Genomic DNA, 18,172 nt, shown 5'->3' on the forward strand with positions numbered 1-18,172 from the left:
CTGTTCTGCAAGAGCTACAATATATTTGATTAAACGCTTATCAAAACATTGGTTCTTATTTGTCCTTTCTGTGAAAATGAATTCTGTTTCTTTTGTTTCCATACACTGTTTTTAGTGTATAGCTCTTTTAGGAATCGACAAAAAGCATGTAGAAATAAATGCCATAAAAAAGGCCGGTTCCAAATCATGAAACCGGCCTTTTCGTATAATTATTGAATCTGCTTAGCTCAGTTTAGCCAAAGCATCTTTAATCCTGGTTACCGCTTTTCTCAATTGCTCTTCAGAAGCCGCATAAGAAAGTCTGATGCAGTCTTCGTTGCCAAATGCTTCACCGGTTACAGTTGATACATGGGCTTCGTTTAGCAGGTATAGAGACAGGTCTTCAGCAGAGTTGATCACCGAATCACCGTTTCTTTTTCCAAAGAATGATTTGATCTCAGGGAAGAAATAGAACGCCCCGTCTGGAAGGTTTACTTTTACACCCGGGATTTCAGTCAGCAAAGCATAAACAATGTCCCTGCGTTTTTTAAATTCATCGACCATCACTTTAACCGTATCTAAGCCGCCGTTGTAGGCTGCAAGAGCTGCTCGCTGGGCGATAGACGAAGTGCCTGAAGTAATTTGTCCCTGCAGTTTATCACAGGCGTTTGCAATCTCTTTATTCGAAGCCATATACCCAACTCTCCAGCCGGTCATTGCGTATGATTTAGAAAAACCATTGATCAGGATCACCCTGTCTTTGATAGATTCAAACTCAGCGATAGAAGCATGTTTGCCTACAAAGTTGATGTGCTCATAGATCTCATCAGAAATGATGAAGATCTTTGGGTGTTTTTCAAATACCGCAACCAGGTCAGCCAGTTCTTCTTTACTGTATACAGACCCTGTCGGATTGCATGGCGAAGAGAACATGAATAATTTGGTTTTAGCGGTGATTGCAGCTTCAAGCTGTGTTCCGGTAATTTTAAAGTTGTTCTCAACGGTCGCATTGATGAAAACAGTTTCGCCTTCTCCCAGTTTGATCATCTCTGAATAAGACACCCAGTACGGAGTAGGCACAATTACCTCATCTCCCGGATCTACCAGGCACATTACCGCGTTGGCCAGTGATTGCTTAGCGCCTGTAGATACCACGATCTGGTCAAAATTATAGCTCAATCCATTTTCTCTCAATAACTTTTCAGCAACCGCCTTGCGCAGTTCAGGATATCCTGAAACAGGGGTGTAGTACGAGTAATTTTCGTCTACCGCATCCTTTGCTGCTTCCTTTACAAATTCTGGTGTAAAAAAGTCTGGTTCACCAAAACTCAGGTTAATAACGTCTATCCCTTTTGCGGACAGTTCTCTTCCTAACTTGGCCATTTTAATGGTCTGTGACTCAGATAGGTTGTTGATTCTTTTGGATAAAAATGTCATAATAATTGGTACGAAAGCAAATAAAATTTTGTGCGGATGCAAATATATGAACCTCATGGGATTATAGACTAAAAAAAATACTTTTTAATAGAATTCGATAGCTAAAGCGTATTTTTGACGGCTAAACTCAATCATTTGCAACCTAAAAAGAAAGCAATACTTATCGCTTTATGCATTAGCATATTGCTCATGCTTGCAAAATTTGTAGCGTACCTCATCACGCATTCCAACGCCATACTGACCGACGCTGCGGAGAGTATCGTCAACGTACTGGCCAGCAGCTTTGCGTTTTACAGCATTTACCTGGCCACCATCCCCAAAGATACCAACCATCCTTACGGGCATGGAAAAGTAGAGTATTTTTCTGCTTTCCTCGAGGGAACACTCATTACCATAGCTGGGGTAATCATCATCACTAAATCAGGTTATGATCTGCTCTATCCAAAGCCTATTCTGAAACTTTTTGAAGGAGCAGCTATCATAGGTGCCACCGGCTTTGTCAACCTGCTGGTGGGTTATTACCTGATCAATACCGGCAAGGAGCAAAATTCCATTACACTTGATGCCGATGGCAAGCACCTGATTACTGACGCAGTGACCAGTGCAGGACTTGTTGCGGGTGTAATCCTGATCAAACTGACCGGTTTTCACTGGCTGGACAGCGTCATTTCTATTTTACTCGGCCTTTATATCATTTACAATGGCTACAAGCTCACCAGGCGCTCGGTAGGCGGCCTGATGGATGAAAGTGACATCAGCCTTGTCAAAGACATCATTGATCTGATGCAAAAGAACAGGAGAGATCCCTGGATCGATGTACACAACCTGCGGGCCCAGCAATACGGTTCAGATCTGCACATCGACTGCCATTTTACTTTGCCTTATTATTTCGACCTGAACCAGGTACACCAGGAAATCTCTGCCATTGACAAAATGATCAACGGGAGTGCGCAGCGCAAGACTGAGCTCTTTATACATGCAGACCCATGTTTGCCTGCCTGCTGCAACTATTGCCATATGAAAGAATGCCCTGTAAGACAGGAGTCCTTCCGTGACGAGATCAAATGGACCATAAGGAATGCCACCAAGAACCAAAAACATTTTGACCAATGAGCTATTTTAATGTAAGGGTATACGGATTACTGATCAATGGGGAAAACCAGGTGCTGATCAGCGATGAACAGTCTGGCGGCAGAACCTTCAGCAAATTTCCCGGAGGTGGAGTGGAGATCGGAGAGGGCATCATTGATGCGCTCAAACGCGAGTTTATGGAAGAATGCAATGCAGAGATTGAAGTGATCCGTCACCTGTATACCACCGATTTTTATGAGCAGTCTTCTTTCAATGACAGCCAGATCCTGAGCATTTATTACCTGGTCAAAGAAACCAGGCCACTGCAGCTCACCTATAAAACTGTGGTCTTTGATTTTGATGAAAATACCCTGCAGTCCTTCAGGTGGATCAGTTTGAAAGACCTGAGCACCGATGATGTGACCTTCAGAACAGATAAAACCGCGATAGAACTATTACTAAAAGAAAAACAATGAACTTAGCAGAACGGGATAAAAAAGTAATCTGGCATCCATACACGCAAATGAAAAATCCGCTGCCGCACATACCAATTGTAAGGGGGGAGGGTGTTTACGTGTTTGATGAATCCGGTAAAAAATACATTGACGCAGTATCCAGCTGGTGGGTAAACATACATGGCCATGCGCATCCGTACATAGCGGCCAAGGTGGCCGAGCAGCTCAAAACACTGGAGCACGTGATCTTTGCCGGCTTCACCCATGAACCAGCAGTACAGCTTGCCGAAAGGCTCTTGCCTTTATTGCCGGGCAAACAGGAGAAAGTTTTTTATACAGACAATGGTTCTACGGCGGTAGAAGTAGCGCTAAAGATGTGCCTGCAATATTGGGTAAATACCACAAAACAACCGCGCACCAAGATCCTGGCATTTAAAGAAGCCTACCATGGCGATACTTTCGGTGCCATGTCGGTCAGTGGCAGGAGTATTTTTACGGATCCCTTTGCCAGCCTGCTTTTCGATGTCGAGTTTATAGACCTTCCCAATGAAAAGAACATCGAGCAGATCAAATCGAGGATCAGCTACCTGTCCAACGAAGTCGCCTGTTTTATATTTGAACCACTGGTGCTCGGTACAGCAGGAATGGTCATGTATGAAGCAGGACATCTGGACGAGCTGATCGCCGCCTGCCAGAAACACGGCATACTGACCATAGCTGACGAAGTGATGACCGGTTTTGGGCGTACAGGCAGACTGTTTTCCTGCGAAGCACTCCAGAATAGCCCTGATATTTTTTGCTTGTCCAAAGGGATTACGGGTGGTACTATGCCATTGGGCGTCACCACCTGCAACGCAAGGATATTTGATGCATTTCTGAGCGATGATAAGTTGAAGACTTTGTATCACGGCCATTCTTATACCGCCAACCCTGTGGCCTGCGCCGCATCATTGGCCAGTCTTGATATTCTGTTGAGTGCAGAAACCCTGCCCAACATCCAGAGGATCTCGGCAAAGCACAAAGCATTTGCAGCGCAGCTCAAGGACCATCCCAAGCTCAAAGCAGTAAGGCAAACGGGCACTATACTGGCTATGGAGTGGGAAACCGGCAATGATACTTCCTACCTTAGCGGACTGAGGGACCAGTTGTACAATTATTTCCTGGAAAGTGGCATTATACTCAGACCACTGGGAAATGTGCTGTATATTTTACCTCCGTATGTCATCAGTAATGATGACCTGGACTATATTTACCAAACTATTATTGAAGCACTAAATGATATATAGGCTTCATGACATACAAGCTTCGTCGTTCCTCCTCGCAATGACGAATGTACTAACCTGATACTAAGACAAGAATAAAGGACGATAGTAGAACATATAACAAACAGTGATGAACATCAAGCCGATCTTAGAAAACATAGTCAACGACAACACCTTACATGCCAAATGGCTAAACACCCTTTCCTATATGGAAAATGCAGGTGCCAAAAAGATCTCCGCATCTGAGCATAAGGAAAATGTAAACCTGATTATCCTCAAGCATGCCGCAGAAGAGCACCGTCATGCCTATTACCTGAAAAAGCAGCTGGATAAACTGGAAGGCGGGCTTTGTAAAACCTATACCAATGATGAACTGCTGACCCCAAACCATACCAAGTTTTACCTCAACGCACTCGATGTGGCAGTCTGCCGCTACCTCAAGCGGCATTTTAACCTGAGCGGTTATGAGTTAAAGTTCGCCGCTTACCTGTTTGTAACCTATGCTATTGAAGTTCGTGCAGATGAACTCTATCCTGTCTACCAGGATGTGTTGACCAGCGCCGGGAGCCGTGTTACCGTCAAATCTATTATTTTGGAAGAAGAAGGTCATCTGGAAGAAATGCTCAATCAATTGAAAACCTTCTCCCCAGACTGGGAAAAACACGCAGAGATCGTGATCAAAATAGAACAGGAGATGTTTGAAGACTGGATATTGAACCTGAGCAAGCAAATCGCCTGACCGGCGTTGCGGGATGACGCTTAAACCTTCACTACTTTCCCCGGTGTTATCGCATAAAAACGGTCCCCCGGCTCCGGCTTCACAATCTTCAGCCCTGTAAACACACTGAACGCCGGCATGACCAGGCAATGTTCAGTAAAATAAAAACAGGGAAACTTCAATTGCTGTCTGGCTCTGCCGTAAATCACCACCCCCGGATGGATATGTCCGGTAATATTATAGTATTCGTCAAATTCACGGGGTTTATCATGGATAAACCGGAAAGGTGCACACAACAGTTCTTTGGTATGCACCTCAATACCCAAAGCCTCATAGTCCTCATTCCGGAGCGCATCATGATTGCCTTTTACCAAAACTACTTTTAAAACAGGATACCTGTCGCGCCATTCCAGAAAAGCATTCGCATCACTGTTGATGTTATTGTGGAACATATCTCCTGTAACCAGCAGTACTTCAGCAGGATATTCTTTTAAAATCGCTGATAATCTTTGCAGGTCCGTCAGGCCAACCGTATCCGGTACCTGTATCCCCGATTTTCTGAAATGTGCAGATTTACCGATGTGCAGGTCGCTGATGATCAGCATCTTTTCCCTTTTCCAGTATACCGCCCGCTCTTTATTCAGTACCAATTGCTCTCCGCCGCACTCAACGATCATTTTTCTTTCTTGTATTTTTCTTTTCTGCCTCGGCAGTCATTCTTTCAATTCTCTGGCTCAGTTCCTCAGAACTCATGTTGTCCCGCAAACTATCCACTTTGATCGGAAAACACAAAGGCGTATAGCTGTCCGTTTTCACAATGACGAGTTTACTGGCCTGGATCCTGCGCAGGGCAGCTGCCAGCCTGGGTTCTTCTATCTGCTGATAGAAAGCCTCGTCATAAGCCTGCCGCAATAATAAGTTATGTTTATCATAATCGCTAAAAACGTTGAAAAATAATGCCGCAGAAGATTGCAGGTGCTTATTGGCCACATACTTACCAGGATAACCCTGGAAAACCAGCCCTGCAATACAGGCGATATCCCTGAACTTCCTGCGCGCCATTTCCGTCGCATTGATGCTGGCGATGATGTCCGCTGAAAGCCCCTCAGGAGTGAAAAGCAATTTGAGGTTTTCTTCATCCAGGGGGATGGGCTGTTCGCTCAGCAGCTCAAACCCATAATCGTTCATGGCAATAGAAAACGTAATGGGCTTCAAACGGCCCAGCCGGTAAGCGATCAAAGAAGCCATGATCTCATGCACCTGCCTGCCTTCAAAAGGATATGCAAAGAAGTGATAACCATCTTTGGTATTGATCAGTTCAATCAGAAACTCATCATCCTTAGGTACATGCGATACTTTAGCCTGTCGCTCAAACAAAGGTAAAATAAAGTCCAGTTCCTCATCATCATGCGTTTTATACAAGATCTCATTGTACTTCTTGCGCAGGATAGCGCCCAGGTTTGCGGTCAGTGACATGCGCCCGCCCATCCAGCTCGGGCTCATGGCTGTTTTCTGTTTGCTTTTGCGCACCAGCACCATCATTTCCTTGATCATGATGAATTCCAGTACCCGGCCGGCCAGGGTAAAATTGCTGCCCGGTTTCATTTTCGCGACAAATGACTCCTCCACCATACCCACAAAACCACCCGTCAGGTACTTGACCTTGATCATGGCATCGCTCACAATGGTGCCAATGTGCAGCCTGTGCCTCAGGGCAATCTGCCTGCTTTCCACTTTCCAGAGTCCATCAACTTTGGAAACTTTACTAAACTCATTGTAAGCAGTTAAGCTATCACCACCTGTAGTAATGAACTGCATGATCCAGCTCCATTCCTGGGGCAACAACTCCCGGAAAGCATGCGTTTGTTTCACTTCAAAAAAGACCTGCTCATCGTCAAAGCCATCACCCACAGCCAAAGTCACCAGGTACTGGATCAGTACATCAAAGGACATCACCACCGGTTCCCGGCTCTCAATGTCCTGCGTCCGGGCAGCCTCCTTTATGGCTGCCGCCTCGACCAGTTCGAGCGCATGCGTAGGCAGAAAATAGATCTTTGAAGTTTCATAAGGCGAGTGCCCGCTGCGGCCCGCCCGCTGCAGAAAGCGGGCAACACCTTTAGGCGATCCGATCTGCACCACCGTATCCACAGGCTTAAAATCTACGCCCAGATCCAGTGACGAGGTACTTACCACAGCCTTCAAAGCCCCTGTATGTATGGAATCCTCGATCCAGTTTCTCAGCTCATGGTCAATAGAACCATGGTGAATGGCCAGCAGGCCCGCCAGGTTCTCATCTTTGGCCAGTAAGGTCTGGTACCAAAGCTCCGCCTGTCCGCGTGTGTTGGTAAAGATCAGTGTAGTCTTGCTCTTGTGAATGATGGGCAGCAGCTTATGCGCCAGTTTATGCCCCAAATGGCCCGCCCAGGGCAGCATATCGATGTGATCGGGCATAATGGACTTAATGATGATCTTTTTCTCTATATCGGCTTTAATGACCGTTTTCAAAACATCCTCATAAGGAACCAGCACGTCCAGCGCCTGTTCTATATTGCCAATGGTGGCCGAAATGCCCCAGATGAGCAGCAGTCTTTCCGGATGCTGTCTATTGATCAGCCCCTTGATCCTGGAAATGGCCAGTTCAGCCATCACACCTCTTTTGCTGCCCAGCAGCTCATGCCATTCATCTGCAACAATACACTGCAGCTGCTCAAAATAATTAAAAGTACTCTTTTGTGCCAGCAGCAGGTGCATGCTTTCCGGGGTAATGATCAGCACCTCAGGCATTTGTTTCTTTTGTTTCAGCTTCTCGCTTTGCGTAGTATCGCCGTTGCGTACACCTACCGTCCAGTCCATTTGCAGTTCCTCACAAACTTCGCGCATGGCGCGGGCAAGGTCCTTGGCCAGCGAACGTAAGGGCGTGATCCAGATCAGCTTTAATCCGGTATCCTGCCTTTTCCTGCTGGTAGTTTTTGGTTTTTTAGTATTTCCGGTTGTCTTACTGAAATCCGCCTTCAGGTCTTTAGTTATCCGCTGTTGCGAATTTGGCCTAGCGGTTTTAGTTCCTGTTTCCGCAGACCCCAAATCAGCCCTTTTGTTCAGCTCGTCAATCACCACTGCAAGAAACAAAGAAAAAGTCTTTCCAAAGCCGGTAGGGGCGTTTACCAGTCCGCTATAGCCTTCCGCATAATACGCCCAGGCATCCGTTTGAAACTTAAACGGCTTTTTCTTACCGGATTTCAGCCATTGCATCACCTGCTTATAGCCCTTGCTTTTTTCCAGTGGCAGTGGTTTATCCGTTGTCTTTTTTTTCAATGCCACCCCTTTAGATATCGTTTCTTTTTCCATTTCGACAGCGCTATAAAGTAGATTGCAGCAATTGTCTCAGGTCGTCCAGCGTATTGATCTCATCCGCCTTTTTATCCTTTCGCCACCTCGAAATCCTTGGAAACCGCAAAGCAAGCCCGGCTTTATGCCTCTTGCTCTCCGCAATCCCTTCAAAAGCAATCTCAAATACCAGTTCCGGTTTTACTGTCCTTACCGGGCCAAATTTCTCTATCGCGTTCTTTACCACAAACGAATTTACTTCTTTTATCTCTTTATCGGTCAGGCCCGAGTAAGCTTTTGCCACCGTGATCAGCTGATCACCATCCCGCACTGCAAAAGTATAATCCGTAAAGAAATTTGCCCTGCGGCCGCTGCCTTTCTGCGCATAGATCATCACGGTATCCACCGTATACGGGTTGACCTTCCATTTCCACCAGTCGCCCCGTTTCCTGCCGGAATGGTACAAAGAATTCAGTTTCTTGAGCATAATCCCCTCACTGTTGATGTCTCTTGAACCTTCTCTGATAAGAGCCAGTTCCTCCCAGCTGGCAAAATCCACCACAGGAGAAAGGACCACGACATTCGCGGTTTTCAAACCGCTGATGGTTTTAACCAGCAAAGACCTGCGCTTTTCCAGCATTTCTTCTCTCAAATCGCGCCCCTCATATTCCAAAAGATCATAAGTATAAAAACCAATCGGCGCATCGTTCAGCTGCGATTTATTGATCGTTTTCCTGTTCAGCCGCTGCTGCAGCACACTAAATGCCTGTACATTGCCATCCTTTACCGAAAGGATCTCTCCATCCAGCACAGTGCCGTCCTGGAGTTCATCCACTAAAAAATGTAATTCCGGAAACTGATCTGTGACCAGCTCTTCCCCGCGCGACCAGATGAAAAGTTCCCCATTGCGCTTCACGATCTGTCCGCGGATGCCATCCCATTTCCATTCCGCCTGCCATTCTGTTACTGCACCCAAAGATGCAGGCTCGGCCTCCAGTGCATAGGCCAGACAAAAGGGGTAAGGCCATGAATTGTCGGTATTGACGTGCGCACCGGCCATCAGATCCTCATAGCTGATCTCCCAGGGCTGCCACTTGCCCATAATGCTGTGCATCACTTTACTGCTTTCCGTATCGCTTTGTTTGGCCAGCGCATTGACCAGCATTTTATTGGACACACCGATCCTGAAATTCCCGGAGATCAGCTTATTGAAAATAAAGCGTTCCTGGGTTTCCAGACTGTCCCAGGCATTCAATATAGATTCTTTTTTTTCGGCATCAGACTTGTCCTGGAGCGTCGCCAGGTCATTGATCCATTCATGGAGTTTACGGTTGGTCAGATGTTTCGCCTCCGGCAATACCAGCGCAACGGTCTCACTGAGGTCGCCTACATTGTGATAACTCTCCGCAAACAGCCATTCCGGGATGCCGCTCAGTTCTACCGCCCATTGCCTGATCAAAGCGGTGCTGATCGGTCGTTTAGGCCTCTTTCCGGTAAACATGGCGATCACATAGGGCTTATCCAGATCATCAGCTTCCGTAAAATAATCGACCAGGGCGGCTATTTTGTCGTTGGTCTTGTTGCTCATCTCCAGCTGTCGGATCAGTTCTGTAAATCGCCTCATGCGGTATCCTCCTGTATTTTGCTTTCAGCATCCGCGCTTATTTCTGCTTTTTCTTCCTCTTCTTCATTGCCATATTGCGTTTTCACTTCCTCGGCTCCGATACCAATTTCATTGAGATATTTTGAAAACGTAGCGGTATATCCGTGTGTGACGAACACCTTTTCGGCATCCGTAGCCCTGATCGCCGACAACAAGCCAGGCCAGTCGGCATGGTCACTCAATGCAAATCCGGCATCGGCGCTGCGCCACCTTCTGCCGGCCCTTACCTGCCTCCAGCCGCTGCATATCCCTGTTGCCGGACTCTGCAGGCTTTTGATCCAGCGTCCGTCTGCCAGCGCAGGCGGTACAATCACTATTCCTTTTTGCAGTTGTTCCTTTTTAGTCTCCGGGCTGATCCTGATGGTTTCCGGCAAATCTACGCCTGCATTGATAAAAGCTTCATTCAGATTGGCAATGGAGTTGTGCACGTAGACATCAGTATATCCCGATAGTCCTTTGATTAGCCGCTGCGCTTTGCCAAGACTATAAGCCACCAGCACACTCGTCTTGCTGCGGCCATGGTTGTCAGCTATCCAATCTTTGATCTGTGAGAAAATGACTTCCTGGGGCTGCCATTTGTATATTGGGAGGCCAAAAGTGCTTTCAGATACAAACGTATGGCACTTTACAGGTTCAAACTGTGTGCTGATGCCATCATATTCTGTCTTATAATCACCGGACACCACGAAGATCTCGCCCTTGTATTCCAGCCTGATCTGTGCAGATCCAATGACATGACCTGCGGGAAAAAGGCTTACCTTTACACCATTGATATTGATCTCTTTGTTGTAAGGCAGGCTTTCGATATTTAAGTCCGGACCCAGTCTCTGGTTTAAAATGGGTTTGGTCAGTTCATGGCACAAATAGGCCTTATTGCCCCATTTTACATGATCGGCATGGCCGTGAGTGGTCACTGCCAGGTCAACCGGCCGCCAGGGATCAATGTAAAAGCCGCCCTGTGCACAGTATATTCCTTTATTGGTGAAAGTAATGAGTGCCATTGGCTAACAACAACAGCAGGTTAAATAAAGTTTTAAGCCTTTTTCCCTCATGGTTGCTTTTAATCTGCCTGGTAATTTGTATGAAATTTATAATGAGGTTTATTAATTTGTAATAGATTGTTTATAAGACTATAGATCTATCAAGGATCTACAAAGGATCTACAAAGGATTAAGCAAGGATCTACAAACTTATACTGCAGGAGATTCTCTCCTATACGGCAAAGGGTTTACAATTCGTCCTGATCAGAAATAAAATAGATAGATATGGTGTTCTAGTTTTCTTTCATTATTTTTACCACCTAAGATATAACGAATGCCAAATATACCAAGACTTGTACTGATTTTTTTTACACTTCTATCTTTAAGCCAGTTCTCATCAGCACAAAATAAATTAACAATTAACGGAAATGTCACCGATTCAGGTTCAGGTGAAACGCTGATCGGAGCCAGTGTAAAGCTTGTTGGCCCCGTTACCACCGGTACGGTTACCAATTCATACGGGTTTTATTCGATCAGTGTACCAGCCGGAAAGTATGAGCTTGCGGTAAGTTTCATCGGCTACAAAACAGACACACAAACTGTTGAACTGAGTAAATCGCTGAAACTTAATATCGCGCTGGCGGAAAGTAACCAGCTGAATGAAGTGGTCATCTCGGCCGAAAAAAGAAATGAAAATGTGGTCAATCCGCAAATGGGACTGCAAAAGATCACTGTAAAAGAGATCAATAATGTGCCTGTCCTGCTTGGGGAACGTGATGTGCTGAAGACCTTGCAGCTGCTGCCTGGTATTAAATCTGCAGGAGAGGGCAACAGTGGTTTTTATGTAAGGGGCGGTTCTACAGACCAAAACCTGATCCTGCTGGATGAAGCCCCGGTCTACAATGCCTCACATTTACTCGGCTTTTTCTCGACTTTTAATTCTGACGCGATCAAGGACGTAAGTGTCTATAAAGGCGGTATGCCTGCGCAATACGGAGGCCGTCTCTCTTCTGTTCTGGATATTAAAATGAACGAGGGAAACCGCAAGGAATTTACCGCCGAAGGCGGGCTTGGCCTGATCTCTTCGCGGCTAAAGGTAGAGGCGCCCATTGTAAAAGACAAAGGGTCATTCATGGTCAGTGCAAGAAGGACCTATATTGATGCTTTTCTGGCATTGTCTCCGGATAGTTCCGTGCGGGGCAATACCCTGTATTTTTATGATCTGAATGCCAAGGCCAATTACCAGATTGATGACAAGAATACCTTATTCCTGTCGGGATATTTCGGCAGAGACAACCTCGGGATAAATGAAACATTCGGCTTCAACTGGGGCAATTCAACGGTTACCCTGCGCTGGAACCATTTGTTCAGCGACCGCCTGTTTTCCAATACTTCACTGATCTACAGCAACTATAACTACGTGATCAGGAACCTGATGGAAGAAAATAACTTTGAAGTCAATTCCGCGATCAAAAATTACAATCTAAAAGAGGATTTTGAATATAGCCTGAGTGCTAAACACAGCCTGAAGTTTGGTGTCAACGCCATTAGCCATACCATAGAGCCCGGTAAGATCAATACTACCGGCGAATCCAGTGTAAATCAGGCGGATTATGAAAGCAGGAAAGGCATTGAGCTGGCGGCCTATGTGTCTGACGAATGGGCGGTAAGTGATAAAATAAACGTGGTCTACGGCCTGAGGATGAGCAGTTTTTCACCAACAGGCCCGGGCAATTTTAAAACCTACGATGAAGATGGGAATACCATCGAAGTTATCCCTTACAAAAAAGGACAGGTCATTAAAAATTACATCAATGCAGAGCCGAGGATTTCAGCGAATTTCCAGATCAGCCCAAACAGCTCCCTGAAAGCGGCCTATACCAGGAATGTCCAGAATGTACACCTGATGTCCAATTCTACTTCAACTTCCCCTACAGACCTGTACATCATGAACAGCAATAACGTGAAACCTGAAATTGCCGATCAGATCGCAACCGGTTTTTTTAAGAATTTTAATGACAATAAATTCGAGTTCTCGGCTGAAATCTACTATAAATTGATGCAGAACCAGATCGAATACAGAAGCGGAACAGATTTGAGGGGTAATAGTAATGTCGAAGCTGATCTGCTCTACGGCGAGGGGCGGGCATATGGTATAGAACTGTTCCTGAAAAAGAAATATGGACGGTTTAATGGCTGGATAGGTTATACCCTGTCAAAAACAGAACGTAAGTTTGATGCCATCAATAGCGCCAAATGGTTCAACGCAAAGCAGGACAGAACGCATGATCTTTCTTTGGTAGGCATTTTCAAGGCCACGTCAAGATGGACTTTTTCCTCGGTGTTTGTCTACAACACCGGAAATGCCGTGACCTACCCGAGCGGAAAATACCAGATCAACGGGCGCACCGTATTTTATTATACCGATAAAAACGGTTACCGTACACCGGCATACCATCGATTGGATGTGTCTGCCACGCTCGAGGGCAAGCCCGGAAGGAAGCTGCAGTCCAGCTGGTCGTTTGGTATTTATAATTTATACAATCGCCAGAATGCTTTCGCAATTGACTTTAAGGATGACCCTGACGATGCAACCAAAACCCAGGTGGTGCGTACTACATTGTTTGGGATCATTCCTTCAGTAACCTGGAATTTTAAATTTTAATAAGATGAAGAAAAGAACATACCTGATCGGGGCAATACTTTGTGTGCTGGCTATTGCAGGTTGTGAAAAAGTGATCACGCTGGATCTGGACAATGCGGATCCGCGGATAGTTATCGATGCCAATGTCAATGATCAGTTTGAGAATCAAATCGTAAGAGTTTCCAAAACTTACAGTTTTTCAGAAAGCAATAAATTCAATGGGATCAGCGGAGCTAAAGTAGTATTGACGACTATGGATGGAGATGTTATCAATTATAGTGAGACTGCGTCAAAAGGGATTTACAGAAGCCCGAGAATGCGTGGTAAACCCGGCGTGGAATATACCATGACGGTGACGGTGGAGGGTAAGACTTATGTTTCGGTTTCGGCGATGCCTTTCAAAGTATCACTTGACTCGTTGACTTTCAAACAGTTTGATTTCTTCGGGAGTATCAATACTTATATCGCTGCTAATTTTGAGGATCCTGGATATACAGCGGATCAGTACAGGTATATCTTGAAGGTTAAGGACAAAGTAGAGGAAGATGCGGTCAGTGATGACCGTTTTAACAACGGCAATCATGCGGCGAATGTATTGTACTATGAGCTTGACGATCTTGCAAACGGGGACACTCTGGAGGTGGAATTGCAATGCATAGACAGGCCTGTTTACAAATACTTCTTTACCCTGGAACAGATCTCGGGAGATGGCGGACCGCCGGTCTCTCCGGAAAATCCACCATCAAACTTCAGTAACGGGGCATTGGGTGTGTTTAATGCGTATACTTCCAGCAAACGTACTGCATTAATTAAGAAACCGTAGCTGTTAAAAACAACTGACTGACCAGCTGCGTTCCCAGTTTTCACCGGCCTGCAGGCCAATAATGCCTTCTTTTGTTTCCAAATCCTGATCGTGATTTGTACCGTCGGCAATCCCGCACCATGGTTCCAGGCATACAAAATCTGCGTCTTTTGCCGCCCAGATCCCAAAGAACGGGAAGCTGTCAAAGTTAAAATGCAGTCCATGTGGATTCTTTCGGTTGCGCAGGGTGATCCGGTCACTTTTTAAGGTTTTAAATACCAGCGCATCTTCGTAAAAGAGTTTATGATTCAGACGCAAAACATGCTCCTCCAGTTTTATCGTATCGGTTTCGTCGGTGATCAGATCACTGTCTATTTTATGGTAAACCAGTTCGATGTCCTTATTAAACTCTAAAAAATAGTCATCGTAAGCGAGTTCCGGATCTACCGGAGTGGCAAATGCCGGGTGGCCGCCTACTGAAAACAGCAATGTGTCTTTATGATCAGTGTTGACAACATGGTAAGTGCAGGAGAGGCTTTTGCCTTCAATTTTATAGTGCAGGGCCAGGCTGAATTTAAAAGGATATACTTTTAAAGTATCCTCATCATGAGTAAGGGTAAATATAACCGTTGTTGTGCTGACCTGGTCTGCTTTAAACTCACGGTCCCTTGCAAAGCCATGGCGCGGGAGCTTATACTTTTGACCATTGACGAAATAGGTATTGTCTTTAAGTCCGCCGACTATGGGGAACAACACGGGACTAAACTTCCCCCAGTACTGAGGATTTCCGTTCCACAGGTATTCAGTATCAGTTTCTTTGCTTTTAAAGCTTTGTAGTTCAGCACCCTTGGCTGAAAAGACCGCTTTAACATATTCATTTTCTATTGAGATCATATTTTTCACTGAATCGCTAAAATAATAAATTCAGCTTATCAAAACTCATATCCCTTGCATTATTGCTGTTGTTTGACTAGGTTTATGAGGATGTATTGGGGTCATCGGCATAACTTGTAACCTATCATGGACGCTGTAAAAAAAACGGTAACAATAACGGGCTGGCTAATGAGCAGACCAGCGCTCACAGGATTACTTGTTTTCCTTTTCCTGCTGGTTTTTATTGGACTGCTCACCAATCAGCGGTATTACTTTATAAAGGAGACCGAGCACCATGAGATGGCGCATGTGCTTGATGTGGTGAAACAGAATGTGGAGCAGACGTTAAGGGACAGTTATGCTACTACACTGACGCTTGCGCTTACCATTAAAGACAATGGTGAGCCGGAGAATTTTGAAGCCATTGCCGCAAAGCTGATTGACTCTAATTCCAATTTCCTTGCAATTCAGCTGGTTCCCAACGGCATAATTAAATACATCTATCCATTGAAGGGCAATGAAGGGGCTTTAAATGCAAACATATTTACGGTAAGCAGTGAGCATTCAATGAGGGCGCGGGAGTCTATCCGGTCCAGAAAGATGTACTTTACGGGGCCCAATCGGCTGAAGCAGGGCGGAGTAGGTATTGTCGGCAGGCTTCCTGTGTACAAAAAGGACAAATTCTGGGGTTTCTCTGCGGTTGTTATCAGAATAAATACTTTTTTAAAAGATGCCGGGATTGTCAACCAGAAGCATGAAAAATTCTATTTTCAATTTTCCAAGTACAATATCTCGAATAAAAGAGAAGAGTTTTTTCTTCCGGGTAAAACTGATTTTTCCGGTCATACTTACGATTCTGTAACTATTCCCGATGGAAACTGGAAGATCTACCTGGTTTCAAAGAACAGATATGATGTCATCGGTCAGCTTATATATCCGCTGTTATTCGGTTTATCGCTCGCCATATTGAACAGCCTGCTCATCAACAAGCTATTGAAGAAGCGACTTGAGCTCCAAAATGTGGTCGATAACCAGGCTTCCAAGCTCATTGAGACTGAGATGAAGTTTAAAACCATTTTTGAGGAAGCGCCAATCGGAATAGCGCTGATGAGTGCTGTTGACGGAAAGTTTTTGCAGGTGAACAAAAAGATGTGTAAGATTCTGGGGTATACGGAGCAGGAACTTTTTAAACTAAGTCTAAAAAACATCAGTTATCCTGCTGAGAAATTACCGGGTAATCTGAAAGGGCAGACAGATCTAAACTCCGATGGTCAGAATCAGCAGCAATATATTCATAAGAATGGCAGCGTAAAATGGGCAAATCTTATAGAAACGCCTCTGCTGGACGAGACAGGCGGGTCTGAGAGCAACATTATGATTTTAGAAGATGTGACTGATCTGAACAATTCTATAAAAACGATCACGGAGCAGAACAAGCGCTTGCTGAACTTCTCTTACATTGTTTCGCATAACCTCAGGTCTCATACCAGCAACATACAGGCAATTGCGGGCCTGATTGAGCAAAGTTCTTCTGAGGAAGAAAAGAAAGAGCTGGTCGTGCTGCTGAAAACGGTATCAGCTTCACTGGATGAAACAATGGTCAATCTGAACAAGGTGGTCAATATTCAGACCAGCATAGATGTGATCACCGAGCCGCTTAACCTAAGGGATTATATAGGGCGGACCCTTGATGTTTTGAGTGACCAGATCAATGTAAAATCTGTAGATATTCGTAATGATGTCCCGGCTGATACCATGGTAAATTATAATCCAGCGTATCTGGAAAGCGTCTTGCTGAATTTCATCTTTAACGCCATCAGGTATAGTCATCCGGATCGAAGGCCGCTCATCAGGCTAAACAGTTACCCCGAGAACGACCAGATGGTGCTTGAGGTTTCGGATAACGGAATCGGGATTGACCTGGATAAATTTGGCGATCAGCTTTTTGGAATGTATAAAACCTTTACCGGAAACCCTGATTCAAAAGGGCTGGGACTTTTCATTTCTAAAAATCAAATCGATGCCATGAACGGTATGGTGACCGTTCAAAGTATATTGGATGAAGGAACGACCTTCAGGATCTATTTTAACTAGGCCGGCTATCATGATGAACTAATTTTCCTTTTTAGCAGCGGCTTCTTCTTTCGCTTTCTTCTTGAAAAATCCCCTCAATAGAAAATTATGCTGCAAAGCTTCCAGGTTCTCATCCAACTTCTGACTGCTGGTCTCCATGTTTTTCACAATAGATTTTACCTGGTCTGCAGTCTTTTGGTCGTTCAGCAGGATACCGACGGCATTATCTGTCTGGGTCAGTTTTGCAGACGCTTTGTTGAGATTTTCAGAAAGTGCTGATGCAGAACTGGCGGTTTTCTGTAACTCATTTACAGAAGCTTCCAGTTTGGCGAATACCGCGGTATCTGTCAATAATTTATCAGCCAGGCCGCCTTTGGTATTGAGCGTTCTGGTAAAAGCATCGAGTTCCCTTGCCATTTTATTGGCAGATGCCGTGGTGTTTTTCAGGTTTACGACAATGGATTTAAAGTCGGCAGCAACCTGCTCATCGGTAAGTAAAGTACCGGCTGTACCTTTTCCTTCTACCAGGCTTCTGGCCAGGATCTTAAAGTCTGAGGTCACATCTACAAGGTTTTTATTGTTGACCTGGAAAGTTTTCATGATGTCGTCGGTCGAAAGGGTAGTATTCACCCTCAGCCGGTCGCCATCTTCAACGAACGGAAATTTTGGGGTACCGCCTGTGATCACGATGATCTTGTTGCCGATCAGTCCGTCAGAGCTGATGCTTGCCGATGCATCTTTATGGATGTACTTGTGCGCCTCTTCTTCAATGTTTAAAAATACCTGTACCTGTGAGGTCCCATAAAACTGGATTTTTTTGATGGTCCCGATCTTTACGCCGGAAAACCATACGTTATTGCCGGCCTTTACGCCTTGTATGTCATTAAAAAC

General features: G+C 45.2%; 14 protein-coding genes. 7 read left to right on the forward strand and 7 right to left on the reverse strand.

Translation table 11 applies throughout. The features are described from left to right. Window positions 1-222: 222 nt before the first annotated feature. Entirely contained in the window at window positions 223-1,416 is a 1,194-nt protein-coding gene (locus tag VK541_RS12085; protein ID WP_324370383.1) for a pyridoxal phosphate-dependent aminotransferase, read from the reverse strand. A gap of 189 nt (window positions 1,417-1,605) precedes the next feature. On the opposite strand from VK541_RS12085, the gene VK541_RS12090 reads away from it, so the two are divergent. The 4 genes from VK541_RS12090 to VK541_RS12105 all read left to right on the forward strand — a co-directional run bounded on the left by VK541_RS12090 (window position 1,606) and on the right by VK541_RS12105 (window position 4,943). After that, window positions 1,606-2,529 carry a cation diffusion facilitator family transporter gene (locus tag VK541_RS12090; RefSeq protein WP_414692618.1) on the forward strand — a complete coding sequence of 308 codons (924 nt, stop codon included), beginning with the start codon at window positions 1,606-1,608 and terminating at the stop codon, window positions 2,527-2,529. Beyond that, window positions 2,526-2,963, forward strand: coding sequence for an NUDIX domain-containing protein (locus VK541_RS12095; RefSeq protein ID WP_324370387.1), 438 nt, complete (start codon window positions 2,526-2,528; stop codon window positions 2,961-2,963). The genes VK541_RS12090 and VK541_RS12095 overlap by 4 nt, the downstream gene beginning before the upstream one ends. Next, window positions 2,960-4,228 (forward strand): adenosylmethionine--8-amino-7-oxononanoate transaminase, encoded by a 1,269-nt coding sequence (gene bioA, locus VK541_RS12100; RefSeq protein WP_324370389.1) that lies wholly within the window; start codon window positions 2,960-2,962, stop codon window positions 4,226-4,228. The genes VK541_RS12095 and bioA overlap by 4 nt, the downstream gene beginning before the upstream one ends. A gap of 106 nt (window positions 4,229-4,334) precedes the next feature. Beyond that, window positions 4,335-4,943, forward strand: coding sequence for a hypothetical protein (locus VK541_RS12105; protein WP_324370391.1), 609 nt, complete (start codon window positions 4,335-4,337; stop codon window positions 4,941-4,943). Window positions 4,944-4,963: 20 nt separating this feature from the next. On the opposite strand, the gene pdeM is transcribed toward VK541_RS12105, so the two are convergent. From pdeM to VK541_RS12125, 4 genes are read right to left on the reverse strand one after another with little or no spacing between them, the layout of a single operon-like run. Next, entirely contained in the window at window positions 4,964-5,599 is a 636-nt protein-coding gene (pdeM, locus tag VK541_RS12110; protein ID WP_324370392.1) for a ligase-associated DNA damage response endonuclease PdeM, read from the reverse strand. Beyond that, window positions 5,589-8,267 carry a ligase-associated DNA damage response DEXH box helicase gene (locus VK541_RS12115; RefSeq protein WP_324370394.1) on the reverse strand — a complete coding sequence of 893 codons (2,679 nt, stop codon included), beginning with the start codon at window positions 8,265-8,267 and terminating at the stop codon, window positions 5,589-5,591. The genes pdeM and VK541_RS12115 overlap by 11 nt, the downstream gene beginning before the upstream one ends. Window positions 8,268-8,277: 10 nt before the next feature. Then, entirely contained in the window at window positions 8,278-9,870 is a 1,593-nt protein-coding gene (locus VK541_RS12120; protein ID WP_324370396.1) for an ATP-dependent DNA ligase, read from the reverse strand. Beyond that, entirely contained in the window at window positions 9,867-10,910 is a 1,044-nt protein-coding gene (locus VK541_RS12125; protein WP_324370398.1) for a ligase-associated DNA damage response exonuclease, read from the reverse strand. The genes VK541_RS12120 and VK541_RS12125 overlap by 4 nt, the downstream gene beginning before the upstream one ends. Window positions 10,911-11,223: 313 nt before the next feature. On the opposite strand from VK541_RS12125, the gene VK541_RS12130 reads away from it, so the two are divergent. Both VK541_RS12130 and VK541_RS12135 read left to right on the forward strand, forming a co-directional pair. Further along, on the forward strand, window positions 11,224-13,554 hold the full coding sequence (locus VK541_RS12130) for a TonB-dependent receptor (protein WP_324370400.1): 2,331 nt from the start codon (window positions 11,224-11,226) through the stop codon (window positions 13,552-13,554). A 4-nt stretch (window positions 13,555-13,558) separates the two neighbouring features. Continuing rightward, the gene (locus VK541_RS12135; protein ID WP_324370402.1) at window positions 13,559-14,356 is read left to right on the forward strand and encodes a DUF4249 domain-containing protein; all 798 of its coding nucleotides are present in this window, start codon (window positions 13,559-13,561) and stop codon (window positions 14,354-14,356) included. 3 nt (window positions 14,357-14,359) lie between these two features. Here the strand turns inward: VK541_RS12135 and VK541_RS12140 are convergent, their stop codons facing one another. Further along, the gene (locus VK541_RS12140; RefSeq protein ID WP_324370404.1) at window positions 14,360-15,229 is read right to left on the reverse strand and encodes an aldose 1-epimerase family protein; all 870 of its coding nucleotides are present in this window, start codon (window positions 15,227-15,229) and stop codon (window positions 14,360-14,362) included. A gap of 126 nt (window positions 15,230-15,355) precedes the next feature. On the opposite strand from VK541_RS12140, the gene VK541_RS12145 reads away from it, so the two are divergent. Beyond that, window positions 15,356-17,302, forward strand: coding sequence for an ATP-binding protein (locus VK541_RS12145; RefSeq protein WP_324370406.1), 1,947 nt, complete (start codon window positions 15,356-15,358; stop codon window positions 17,300-17,302). Window positions 17,303-17,320: 18 nt separating this feature from the next. Here the strand turns inward: VK541_RS12145 and VK541_RS12150 are convergent. Beyond that, on the reverse strand, window positions 17,321-18,172 hold an 852-nt coding region (locus tag VK541_RS12150), incomplete at its 5' end, for an MlaD family protein (RefSeq protein ID WP_324370408.1).

The organism is Pedobacter sp. (assembly GCF_035317785.1).
Classification (GTDB): domain Bacteria; phylum Bacteroidota; class Bacteroidia; order Sphingobacteriales; family Sphingobacteriaceae; genus Pedobacter.